We start from the raw sequence: 12,179 nt of genomic DNA, 5'->3' as shown, positions 1-12,179 counted from the left end.
AACCAACAATCTCATCAACCCGCCCCCACCCAACGACAAATCACTTCTAAAAAATATGACACTTATTCAAGAAAAAACCTTAGCCTCAAAAGTTCGCGGTGACTTCCCAATTCTGAATGAAAAAGTCAACGGTAAACCGCTAGTGTATCTCGACAATGCAGCTACATCTCAAAAACCTTTAGCTGTACTCAATGCTTGGCGAGAATATTATGAAAAATACAATTCTAATGTTCACCGCGGTGCCCATACTCTCAGTGGAAAAGCCACAGATGCTTACGAAGGCGCTAGAGATAAAGTGGCTGCTTTTATCAATGCAGCTTCCCGCCAAGAAATTGTTTACACTCGCAATGCTACCGAAGCGATTAATTTAGTTGCTTACTCTTGGGGTTTGAACAATCTGCAAGCGGGAGATGAGATTATCCTGTCAGTAATGGAACACCATAGCAATCTCGTTCCTTGGCAAATGATTGCTCAAAAAACGGGTGCGGTGCTGAAGTTTGTGGAGTTAACGGAGACTCAGGAGTTTGATTTAGAGCAGTTCAAAATGCTGATTTCCGACAAAACTAAGTTGGTGTCAATCGTTCACGTTTCTAATACTTTGGGCTGCATCAATCCAGTTAAACAAATCTGCGAAATTGCCCACACTTATGGCGCAAAAGTTTTAATTGATGCTTGCCAAAGTGTGCCACATATGGTAATAGATGTGCAGGCAATGGATTGCGATTGGTTGGTTGCTTCCGGGCACAAAATGTGCGCTCCCACTGGCATCGGTTTTCTGTATGGAAAATTGGATTTACTCAGAGAAATGCCTCCGTTTTTCGGCGGTGGCGAGATGATTGCTGATGTTTTTCTCGAATATTCTACTTATGCCGATTTGCCGCACAAGTTTGAAGCGGGGACACCTGCCATCGGAGAGGCGATCGCCCTTGGTGCCGCGATCGACTATCTTAGTAACATTGGCATGGATAAGATTCATGCTTGCGAAGCAGAATTAACGGCTTATTTGTTCCAACAATTGCGCCAAATTCCACAGATTAAAATCTACGGGCCGCAACCAGACAGCAACGGTGAAGGTAGGGCTGCATTAGCGGCATTTAGCGCCGGAGAAATTCACCCTCAAGACTTGGCTACCATGTTGGATGAGGAGGGAATCGCTATTCGATCGGGGCATCACTGCACGCAAGCTTTGCACCGCTATTTGAACCTTTCATCGACGGCGCGGGCAAGTTTGTATTTTTACAATACTCGCGAGGAGATTGATGTGTTTGTGAAAGCGTTGAAAGAGACGATCGCCTTTTTTGGTGAGATTATGGGATAAGTTGGTTGCTCAGGACTTATCCACAGATTTTATTTGTAGGGTGGGTACTCCGTCCGCTTTGCTCTGCCCACCTTAACTCTAGAGATAGTGTAAAAATTCGATTCTTTCGTCAGTCCTGAATCTATTTTTTGAGGTAGTATATTTAATTAGATGTTATCTAACTTACAGGGTTAGCTATGAAACCTTCAGAACCAGAATCAGTACCGTCCATCTTCTTTGATGAAATCTACCGCGATCACTCCGATCCTTGGGCGTATACGTCTAGCTTTTATGAAACCAGTAAATTCAGAACAACTATCAGGTCTTTGCCAAAAGTCAGATTTAAAAATGCCTTTGAAATCGGATGTGCCATCGGTGTACTTACAGAAAAACTAGCTCCAAAATGTGACAGACTACTGTCAGTAGATTATTCCGAATTAGGATTAGAAGAAGCCCGAAAACGCTGTAAAAACCTCCCACAGGTGCGGTTTGAGCAGATGCAAATACCCCAACAGTTTCCTACTGAGCAATTCGATTTCATTTTATTCTCAGAAGTGGGCTATTATTTGACGAAAGAAGACCTTCAAAAAACCCAGGAAAAAATTATTAATCAATTACTTCCCGGCGGTTATCTTTTGATGGTTCACTTTAGGTATCCAGTAGAAAGCTTCATCTTGAATGGTGACATAGTTCACGATACTTTTGTCGAAAATTATGCATCATCTTTGAAGCACCTAGGCGACCCGCGCCAAAATTTTTTGATGCTAGATTTAGCGCGTCATCACAAACGCTATCGGATGGATTTGTTTCAGCGTTTGTAAGTCTCATCAGCAGATAAATTGCATCTGGGTGTATCGACTATTAACGGTCGATCGCCCTTTTTTCATGGGCTAGGAATTATTTAACCGCAGAGAACACTCTTGACACAGAGGGAGAAAATAGAGCGCTGATTACAGGTTTTGATATAATTCAAAAATCCCATGCAGGATATTGGGTACTTTCTGGTATTATATTTAAATAATATTTAACAGAGAGAGGTTAGTGATGGAACCTTCACAACAGCAATCAACACCACCCAGCATCTTCGATGAAACCTTCCGTGAAAATCCTGATCCATGGGGGTACACGACTAATTTTAATGAAATCAGTAAATTCCGAGCCACAATCAGAGCTTTGCCTAAAGTCCAGTTCAAAAATGCTTTTGAAATTGCGTGTGCTATCGGTGTGCTTACAGAAAAACTAGCTCCAAAGTGTGACAGACTACTGTCAGTAGATTATTCAGAATTAGGATTAGTGGAAGCACGGAAACGCTGTAGCCATCTCCCCCAGGTGCGGTTCGAGCAGATGCAGATACCCCAACAGTTCCCTACTGAGAATTTCGATTTAATTTTATTCTCAGAAGTTGGCTTTTTTTTGACGATGGAAGATTTGCTGGAAACTAAACAAAAAATTATTGACCACTTACTTCCGGGCGGATATCTGTTGATGGTTCATTATCGAGGTACAGCGGGGGATTATTTTATCCTGGATGGAGAGACGATTCACAATACTTTTGTCGAAAATTCTGCCTCATCTTTGAAACACCTAGGCGATCCACGCAAAAAGTTTTTGATGCTAGATTTAGCCCGTCATCACAAACGCTATCGGATGGATTTGTTTCAGCGTTTGTAAGTCTCATCAGCAGATAAATTGCATCTGGGTGTATCGACTATTAACGGTCGATCGCCCTTTTTAATTGGCTTTCATTGTGGCACTGGCATCGGGTATGCCAGAAAATAGTCGTTTCCAAACCGTGAATTAAAGCTATCTCAAAGGGAGGTTTTTAACTAAAATTCCCGAATTTCAGGATGAATAAATTGATAACCTGCTTCCTTAATCTTGAGATTGGACACCCTCGCATTATAAGGACGGACGCTAGGGCTTCCATCCCAAGTAACTTGAGGCAAATTATTAGCTTCAAAAATGCGATCGAGCAATTGACTACTCGATAGTGACACGTCTCCCACTAAATTGTAAACTCCCTGCAATCTCTGTTCCAAAGCAAAAATTAATCCCCCAACAATATCATCAAGATGTACCCAATTAGTAGCATCTTCTCCTCGACCAGGACGAGTAGTGCCGGCCCAACGTCCAAAGATTTTCACCAATTCTCGTCCAGGTCCATAAATTCCACCCAATCGGAGAATGCAAACTTTGAGATTTGGACTTGATGCTGTTAATAAAACTCGTTCTGTTTCTGCGAGAATTTCACTATTTCGATTAGCAGGTGCGACTGGTGACTCTTCATTGACTACTGCACCTTGGCGATCGCCATACACTGAATAAGTCCCTGTATAAATCACCTGCTTGACTGTGGGGTTCTCCTTTAAAACTGATACCAAAGTAGTTGCTGTATCTAAGTAACTTTCCTGATAAGCATCAGGATTGGGAGCGCCTACACATAGCATAACAGCATCTTGGTCTTGCAATAAAGCAGCGATCGCCTCTTTGTCATTTCCTTTAAGCACAGCCACTCGGTGGACAATTGCCTCCAACTGGGCCACTCGTTCCCTGGTGGTGGTAGTCGCAGTCACGGTATAATCAGACTTGGTGCGTAAATTTTTAGCTACCGTTGTACCCACATACCCACAACCGACGATCGCAACTTTCATCAAAAATTCTCCTTGGTTTCATCCTCTCTCAAATTATTACCGGTTTCGACGATATTTTTGCTGTCAGTTTTGTGGTAAAATGTCAAGTGTCGCGATCGACTGGATTAGCATCATGTCTGAAAAAAATATTTTTGCCACATCCTCAGAAAGTGAACTTTTAGCTTTTTATGGAGCTTTATTTGCCATCGCAGCCGCAGATGGTTCCGTGGATATTGACGAACTAAATCTACTATTTAAAACCATAAATTTAGACCAATTTTCTGAATCAGCCAAGACTCAAATTCAATCCTACATAGCTAGTCCCCCCGCCCTCAAAGACTGTTTGGGAACTCTCGCCACCTCTGCTGATACACTCCGTTTGGGAATCATGTATTTTGCCGTCAGCATTGCTTGGGCAAATCATAGCATTCATCCGAAAGAAAGTGAAGCGATCGCCTTTGCCCAAACACAACTAAGAATTTCGGACGAGCAAATTCAAGCTATGCAAGAGTCCATCGCAGATTTCCAAAAAATTAGGGAAGTGGCACCGCATCCAACTCAAGCATCGGCATCTTTCAAGTCTGGTGTTTCCAGACTCAAAACTGCTGGCATTCCTCTAGATTTAATCGATCCCAAATTAACTGCCACAAACATGAGCAATGCCAAAATTAATTACTCCGATGAAACCTTTTGGGCCAAACTGAAAAAATTTGCTTTAACCGCCGGCAAAGAAGTAGTTGAAAAAGCTTTGATACTATACTACACTGCCCAGAATCCCAACGTTCCTGGTTGGGCAAAAGGCGTGGTAATTGGAGCTTTGACTTATTTTATATCTCCGGTCGATGCGATTCCCGATGTATTAGTTGGCATCGGATTTACCGATGATTTGGGAGTATTATTAGCAGCCATCGCTACTGTTTCCGTATATATTAATGCTGATACCAAACAACAAGCTAAACAGAAAATGAAAGATTGGTTTGGCACATAATATTAAGTCTGGTTAATCAACTCCCATTAAATTGGTGAGTAATGAGGACTTTAGTCATCAAGAACCTAAAGTTATCAATGGGAATAAAGCCCTCACTAAGGATTTAATGAGTCTAGCGGATCACTCTTTAAGAGGTTTGCCTTCTCGATTCACAATCCGGCTTTCACCATCTGATGCCGTCACATTTTCATAAACGCCTTCATCCCGCTTGACGTACTTGCTGAAGCCCTGATTTTTATATTCCGTGTCGGAAGTGGGCTTCATCAACCTCGGAGCACTCAGCAATCGGCGCACCGTCGCATCTGCGGGCGTGTCTCCAAGTTCACACTTAGCCAACTCACAGAGTTGACCCCAAGTCGAAACTTCCAGGTTCATACTGTGCCAAACTTCTAGCCGCTGGTTGTTGCTGGAACAGAAATAATCGTATACAGGCATAGCAAAAATCTCGATCGCAACTACTAAAATTATTAATTGCACACTTGTTTCGACTATTTTAGCTGAAAATCACTCTAAATTCAACTGAAATAAGTAAAATTTACTATTTTAAATAGTCGTTGACAAACTGCCATCAGCTATATAATTAACCCTGTGCAGTTGGTGGAGATCGTGATGGAGACAATGCTCTTTCCCGATCCTAACCCGATCGCCGTAGCAGTTTGCACAACTATAGCTCGATCGACGGCTAGCAAATGACCCGAAACCTGCCTTAATGCCGTCACAGGATCGATGGTAATTTTCTGACAGCACAAAAATCACTGACCATAACTTTCAATTTTATTTATGTACTCACAACCGAGGATTTACGGATGAGCGATTTCAAAGTTACACCAGAAGTAGAGCTAAAAACAGCTCAAATGTTAGAGCGATATCAACTGCAAGACGAGGCAATTTTACGACGTTGGGCCAAACTGCATGGCATCAATAGCACTCGCGGTTTCTTCTATCCCAGCGAAGTAGACTTGATCGATCATGCCCACCATCACATTTACAATTTGGGAATGAGTATTGCTGACTATCAAACTCTTTTAGACCGCCGTCGCGATTGTTCTCAAACCGCTGGAGACCAGAACCAAACAGTGGATAGTCAAGTAGCGAATGAAGCTTATGATGCTATAGAAATGTTGACCGAACAGTATTCTGAAGCTGTTGATTTAATGGGAGAACGCATAGCCGATCATTTCATTGACGAACTAGATTTATCTGTGATGAGACACCTTTCTCAAAAAGTGAAAGACCGCCGTGTACTCAACGGTCAAAACCCCAAGCCGAACCGTTTTCTGCAAGTAATAAAAGCAGTGCTACAACCTAGCAGTGGCAATACGCTTTTGGTCCCAAAAAAAAGTGACGACCCTAGTTTAGAATTAGAACATCACCACCGACTCGGCTAAGGTAAAAACCTAAAAAAAAATACCAAAAACCCCGACTTTTGAGAGAAGTCGGGTAGTTTTACCAGCAGGAATAAGGAACAAAGAAGCAGCAAGATGGCAGAAAAATAAGGAAGAAAATTAAGGGTTTTAGCTATTAAAAACTTCCTCACCGCCTGGGCTGTTTTTACCATAAAAAATAAATTTATGACTACAGAGGGATTTGTTCTCTGCCGAAATCAGAGATAATAATAAGTCGATCGCACCAGTCCAACTCGCTGAATATAGAAAAATGATTAAATCATGGATGGTAATTGGAATTGTTGTTTTGCTAGTAGGATTAGCTTCTAACTTAATCGCGCCCAGCGATATTAAGTGGTTCAATCGACTGCAACGTCCCAGATGGTTAGTATTTGAAAAAGCAATTCCGTTAATTTGGACGGTAATTTTTATTTGTGGAGCTTGGTCAGCAGTGATTGTTTGGGAAAAATCACCAGGGACTCAGGAGACTTGGTGGCGAATGGCTTTGTACCTGCTTTTAGAAATAGTTACTATGTCTTACACCTCGGTGATGTGCAAACTTCGTAGCCTGAAAGTTGGCACTATTATTGGCGGGACAGGCGCGATTTTAAGCGTCATGCTGGCTTTAAGCGTGTTGCAAGTTTCTGAACCAGCGGCCCTGTTACTATTGCCTTATATACTTTGGAGTCCGATCGGCACTTACACAACTTGGGCAATGATAGAGCTGAATCCAGCGGATGTTTAAGATCAAATCCGGTAGCATCATCCTGTATTCATCTCTCTTCTCTCCCTCTGTGTTCTCTGCGCCCTCTGTGGTTAAATCACCTGACGATGCCACCTTAAAACCGATTTGGAGGCCGAGACGGCTCACTTTCCGGCGGAACAGGAGGCTCAGATTCAGCAACCGGAGCATTGAGCGACTGTTGCCAAACTTGGATTTGCGATCGCGCCTCATCAAAAGACCGAGTACCCGCAGGAATTTTCTTCAAAATGGCGATCGCCCCTGCTAAATCCGACGAAGACTGTTCCATCCCCATCGCCAAAATCCGCTGACTCCACTCCTCAATCGCCTGAGTCGCTTGCGATCGCAGAGAACTCCCTTCCGGCACCTGACGAGCCAGGGAAATCGCCGTTTCCAAAGCATCAGGAGTCCCAGCTTGAGCCGCCCTCTGAGCACTCTCCAACCCTTGCTGGCTTTGAGCCTGAACATCCCAAGTCCGAATGTTCGATCGAGCTTGCTCGTACAGCACCCGTCCCGGTCGAATCCGCCTCGCCATCTCAATAGCCTCCGTCAAATAGCCCTTGGCCGCTAGCTGCTGAGCTCTGTCCAAAAACGGCTGGTCAACCAGTCGCTGTCTCCTGTCAATCCAAGCTTGAATTTTAGTCTGAGCTTCCCCATACAGAGCTCTACCTTGACCGATCCTCCTAGCTTGAGCAACGGCAGCTTCCAGAGCATTTGGATCGCCTGTATTCGCCAATTCATTAGCCTTTTGCAGAAACGGACTGTCTTCGATCTGCTCCATTTGACGGCTGAAGCGACTAATTAGGGCGCGAGCTTCCCCAGAACGAGGATTGGCTTCGGGAACTGTTTGCAATTGGGCGATCGCAGCCTTTAAATCCTTCACCCCTCCCGATGCCGCCAGCCTAGAGGCCAAATCCAAAGTTTTCACATCAGCAATTTCCTGTTGCCAACGGTTGACTAAATCTTGAGCTTTTTTGTATAAAGGACGGCTCGAATTTAAATTTTTAGCCATCGCTACAGCCTTCGACAAACCATCAACATTACCTGTCAAAGCTTGACCAGTAGCATTAGCCAACTCATTAAAATCTTTGACTTGTTCCTGTAAACTGCCACCGTCAGGAATCTTATTGGCGATCGCGATCGCCTGCTGCCAATCACCTGATTCCAAACGCTTTTGAGCCAGAGCGAAAATTTTCTGACTCAACTCCCCGATTAGCTTATTTGCAGCTTGATACAAATAACTCTTTTGGTCAATTCCCTGAGCCAGCTTAATCGCCGTCACCAGGTTATCCACTCCTCCCTCCTCCGCTTTATTGCGGGCTTTAATTAACTTATTACCCTCAGCTTTAGTCGCCTGAATTGCCTGAGTTATTTCCTCATATTTAGTGGACTCCCAGAAAGTATTCCCAGTATCCAATAACAAAGTTGCTTCACGGAAAGCTAGAACCCACTCTTCCTTACGCAAGTGGTTTTCTGCCGTGCGGTAAATTTTTTCTGCATCGTTCCAACTAGACTGCCACTTTTCAATCTGCTTTTCCACCATGGGATAAGCGGGAACATTTTGAGGGACTTTACGGGCGATCGCGATCGCCTCCGCCAGTTGTCCTTCTTGAAAATTCACATTTCCCAGCCTGAGAATATCCTCCGCCCACCGATCGATTTGACCGTTAATTCTCGGCCGCATCGGGTGATCCTGTGGCAAAGCATTCACTAATTCGATCGCCCTGAGCAAATCATCCGCCGTCCGTTTGCTAGCAGCTTCTTGAGCACAAAAAAAGCGATCGTTAGCCGAAGCCGTCGGCCAAAAAATCTTCGAGCAATTGGACTGAGAAGTCAGGTTGAACAAAGATGCAATTGCCACAAACCCCATACCCACCGACAGCATCAAACTCACCGCCAGCCAAAATTGCCACTTCTTCGACCACCGCAGCCACCAAGGATTTTTTTCTTCCGGTGGCTGGGAATTTTCCCCCGACGAACTCGGCGGTAGTGCCGGATGCTCTCCTGGCATTTTCCCCGAAGTCAACATATCGCGGAGTTCTTTTAGTCTCTCAGCGCGGTTTTTCCGTGCGGGAACACGCACTAACGATGAAGTATCTGGTGTTGGTTCCAAGGATTTTGATGCAGACCAATGGCCTGGTGTTTTGGGATCTTGACTCATAGAAGCTAATCTAGCCGACTGATTTATAGCTGGTAAAAGTATAGTCATTTATTGCATGACTAGGGAGGCGTTAAGTCCCTCCCCCTTCCCTTTCACTTTGAGCGGATCGACCCGCCTCGGCTGAACTACGCCCACGACCTATCAAGAGTGCGGAACGCATTTGGGATTGCTTTTCTGAGGATATTGTACGCTGCATTCACATCGGAATTAATTAGCTGACCAGTCGATGTTTTGTACAAACCCCGCTTAATCCGCCCCCCTGTAAACACAGGCTCTTTTTCGGTTTTTCCATAAACAGGAATTGGGTCTAAACCTAAAAAACTGGAGCGGGATGTGTAGGATTCTTCCTGCACAATTACTGTGATTCCCGCCAGCCGAGCTTTGTACTCCAACATTTCAATTAATCGAGAGTGAGGAATACTAACAAAGTTTTGATTGTTTTTCTTCCCTAACTCGATATCTTTGTACTTTGGCAATTTTGGGCGACCCGTGAATTTTGAAGAATCAACTTTGTAAGCTTTAACGGCTTCAAAAAACGATTTCCAATTCTTGTCTAGCACCATCAAGATTTGCTGACTTACTTTAGCTGGCATTGCCTTATATGCTTCGTGAGACTTCATCAATCGGTTCATTTCGTTATAACTGACATAACCCCAACCATAAATAAAGCTCTGACGAATGACGTAATTGGCGGCATTGTAGAGGTTTTTGGACTTGAAAGCTAGTTCGTCAATTTGGGCGAAACGGTGTTCCGTTGATTTAATGATGTGCCTCTGTGTTAGTTGCATTTGAGACTTACGTTTTTTGGGCTATGCGTATTCCTTGTTCAACACTCACAACAATATAATACCATTATTGTTTATAATTGCTTATAAACTCAATGAAGTTTTACAATACTAGGCAGAAGACTACCCACAGTCAACATTGTGGCAGCGCATCCGGCGATCGATAAATTGGCAATGGGCAATTAGTCAACAGCCAAAGCCTCATTCCTGCCCATTGCCAATTACACATTATTGCCCTAAGAGCCGGACTGCGATCGCAAATCCCCAATCAATTCAGCCAATTGATCGCTGCTAGCCTTGTACACCTCATTACAGAAATGGCAAGTAGCCTCCGCCCCGTCATCTTTTTCAATCATGTCTTGAAGTTCCGCCTCGCCCAGCATTTTTAAGGCTCCCAAAACTCGATCGAACGAACAGCCACATTGAAAGCGGACCATTTGAGTTTCCGGGAAAATTTCCAGCCCCATATCTCCCAGTAGCTGTTCCAGAATCTCGTGCAAAGTTTTACCCGATCGCAATAGTGGCGTAAAGCCAGAAAGATCTGCCACTCGCGACTCCAGAGTAGCAATCAGTGCTTCATCCCTCGCCGCCTTCGGCAGAACTTGCAGCAACACACCCCCAGAGGCTTGGACCCCATCTGCCCCAACAAACACCCCCAAAACCAAAGCCGAAGGAGTCTGCTCAGAAGTTGCCAAGTAGTGAGTCAGATCGTCACCAATTTCGCCGGAAACCAACTCCACCGTACTAGAGTAAGGGTAGCCAAATCCAACATCCCGGACCACATACAAATAGCCATTACCTATGGCCCCACCCACATCAAGTTTGCCTTTAGCATTGGGCGGTAGTTCCACCTCTGGATTTTCCACATAACCCCGAACCGTACCATCGAGTCCCGCATCGATCAGCAATCCGCCCAGAGGCCCATCTCCTTTGATCCGAATATTAACCCTAGATTCAGGCCGCTTCATGCTAGAAACCAGTAACAGTCCCGCAGACATCGTGCGGCCAAGGGCTGCCGTCGCCACGTAGGAAAGTTTGTGCCTCTGTCTGGCTTCTTCAGTCAGGCGGGTAGTGATGACGGCTACAGCGCGAATTCCGCCGTCTGCTGCTGTAGCCCGAATTAATTGATCTGCCATGAAAAACCTTACTTTTGCCTTTTGATCACTGCTTCAATCATTTTAGGAGTTCCTTCCGGTTGGCGTAGCAGGTCATTTAGTTTTGGTAGCAGACTTGTCGCCGATCGCGCTATTTAATTTTTTTCACTCTCAAATCAATATTTTTAGAGTTGGCGACTTATTTTATAAAATTTAAATGATTTTTTTCAATAAATAACCCCCTGAGCAGTATACACTCTGAGAGTTCGATCGCAAAAACTGCCGATTCATCAATCAATATACAAAGTTAAAATAATTAACCAAAGCTTATCTTTCCGCTAACCAGAAGATTACCAAGCCTTTACCTTCATCAGTTAGAGTCAGAGACATAGGTCTCAAACCACTGTTTTTTAGCTGGAAAAAAGAGATATGCCACTAACTTCTAAGCCACCTTTAGCAGAAATCCAGCATAGCACAGGGATCGATCGGAACTTACATTTTTATGCCAAAGGCGAAACAATTCCTCTGATGTCCCAAGGCCTGTGGCAAGTTTGTCAAGGTCTAGTGCAATTGACTACCCTTTATCCAAGTGGGGAAGAAGGACTTTTAGGCTGGGCGGGGCCTTCCATGTGCTTCGGTTTATGGTTGACCAGCTTGCAGACTTACCGGGCTACGGCGACATCAGATGTCTACTTGATCTGGTATTCTATGGTGGAAATAGAAGCTTCTCCTCAATTAGCTCAGAATTTGCTGCCTCAAATGGGCAGGCGGCTGCGACAAATGGAAGCAATTTTGGCGATCGCCGGACAGCGCCGAGTAGAAGACCGTTTATATCAGCTACTATTATTATTGAAACAAGAATTCGGTCAGACAGTAGTTGAAGGGACGCGCTTAAATATCCGCTTAACACATCAAGATATTGCTAATGCGATTTGCACTACCCGCGTGACGGTAACGCGAATGCTGGGAAAATTACAGCAGCAAGAGTTAATCAGTCGAGACAAAGACCGCCATTTGATTCTCAAAAAAGAGGGTTTTGCCTCTGCATCCGATTTGTTTGGTTACAAACCTCAAGCAGTCATTAGTCATTAGTCATT

Annotated in this window: 11 protein-coding genes and 1 pseudogene; 7 read left to right on the top strand and 5 right to left on the bottom strand. The window is 44.3% G+C overall.

The window, feature by feature from the left end:
- Positions 1 to 55 precede the first annotated feature (55 nt).
- The 3 genes from AAFP11_RS06670 (at position 56) to AAFP11_RS06660 (ending at position 2,968) form a co-directional block, all read left to right on the top strand.
- The gene (locus tag AAFP11_RS06670) at positions 56 to 1,318 is read left to right on the top strand and encodes a SufS family cysteine desulfurase (protein WP_341736314.1); all 1,263 of its coding nucleotides are present in this window, start codon (positions 56 to 58) and stop codon (positions 1,316 to 1,318) included.
- A gap of 176 nt (positions 1,319 to 1,494) precedes the next feature.
- A complete protein-coding gene (locus AAFP11_RS06665; protein ID WP_341736313.1) occupies positions 1,495 to 2,118 on the top strand; it encodes an SAM-dependent methyltransferase in 624 nt (207 codons plus the stop codon).
- Positions 2,119 to 2,341: 223 nt separating this feature from the next.
- On the top strand, positions 2,342 to 2,968 hold the full coding sequence (locus AAFP11_RS06660; RefSeq protein WP_341736312.1) for an SAM-dependent methyltransferase: 627 nt from the start codon (positions 2,342 to 2,344) through the stop codon (positions 2,966 to 2,968).
- Between the two features lie 155 nt (positions 2,969 to 3,123).
- Here the strand turns inward: AAFP11_RS06660 and AAFP11_RS06655 are convergent, their stop codons facing one another.
- On the bottom strand, positions 3,124 to 3,948 hold the full coding sequence (locus AAFP11_RS06655) for an NAD-dependent epimerase/dehydratase family protein (protein ID WP_341736311.1): 825 nt from the start codon (positions 3,946 to 3,948) through the stop codon (positions 3,124 to 3,126).
- A gap of 112 nt (positions 3,949 to 4,060) precedes the next feature.
- On the opposite strand from AAFP11_RS06655, the gene AAFP11_RS06650 reads away from it, so the two are divergent.
- A complete protein-coding gene (locus tag AAFP11_RS06650) occupies positions 4,061 to 4,915 on the top strand; it encodes a DUF1232 domain-containing protein (protein ID WP_341736310.1) in 855 nt (284 codons plus the stop codon).
- A gap of 120 nt (positions 4,916 to 5,035) precedes the next feature.
- Here AAFP11_RS06650 and AAFP11_RS06645 read toward each other — a convergent pair whose 3' ends face one another.
- Positions 5,036 to 5,392 (bottom strand): zinc ribbon domain-containing protein, encoded by a 357-nt coding sequence (locus AAFP11_RS06645; RefSeq protein ID WP_341736309.1) that lies wholly within the window; start codon positions 5,390 to 5,392, stop codon positions 5,036 to 5,038.
- A 329-nt stretch (positions 5,393 to 5,721) separates the two neighbouring features.
- On the opposite strand from AAFP11_RS06645, the gene AAFP11_RS06640 reads away from it, so the two are divergent.
- Positions 5,722 to 6,303, top strand: a complete 582-nt coding sequence (locus AAFP11_RS06640) for a hypothetical protein (protein ID WP_341736308.1) — start codon at positions 5,722 to 5,724, stop codon at positions 6,301 to 6,303.
- Positions 6,304 to 6,571: 268 nt separating this feature from the next.
- Complete coding sequence (locus AAFP11_RS06635; RefSeq protein ID WP_340518793.1) at positions 6,572 to 7,045, top strand: TspO/MBR family protein; 474 nt, start codon at positions 6,572 to 6,574, stop codon at positions 7,043 to 7,045.
- Positions 7,046 to 7,139: 94 nt separating this feature from the next.
- Here AAFP11_RS06635 and AAFP11_RS06630 read toward each other — a convergent pair whose 3' ends face one another.
- From AAFP11_RS06630 to hslO, 3 genes and pseudogenes are all read right to left on the bottom strand, one after another.
- The gene (locus tag AAFP11_RS06630; protein ID WP_341736307.1) at positions 7,140 to 9,251 is read right to left on the bottom strand and encodes a hypothetical protein; all 2,112 of its coding nucleotides are present in this window, start codon (positions 9,249 to 9,251) and stop codon (positions 7,140 to 7,142) included.
- Positions 9,252 to 9,991 (bottom strand): annotated as a pseudogene (locus tag AAFP11_RS06625) (zinc ribbon domain-containing protein).
- A 233-nt stretch (positions 9,992 to 10,224) separates the two neighbouring features.
- Entirely contained in the window at positions 10,225 to 11,124 is a 900-nt protein-coding gene (gene hslO / locus AAFP11_RS06620) for an Hsp33 family molecular chaperone HslO (RefSeq protein ID WP_341736306.1), read from the bottom strand.
- A 387-nt stretch (positions 11,125 to 11,511) separates the two neighbouring features.
- Between hslO and AAFP11_RS06615 the strand changes: the two genes are divergently transcribed.
- Complete coding sequence (locus tag AAFP11_RS06615) at positions 11,512 to 12,174, top strand: Crp/Fnr family transcriptional regulator (protein WP_341736305.1); 663 nt, start codon at positions 11,512 to 11,514, stop codon at positions 12,172 to 12,174.
- Positions 12,175 to 12,179: the final 5 nt, after the last annotated feature.

It is taken from the genome of Microcoleus sp. CAWBG640 (assembly GCF_020883015.1).
GTDB lineage: Bacteria > Cyanobacteriota > Cyanobacteriia > Cyanobacteriales > Microcoleaceae > Microcoleus > Microcoleus anatoxicus.
The sequence above is the reverse complement of the archived record's forward strand: the minus strand, read 5'-3'. Positions and strand labels throughout refer to the sequence as shown.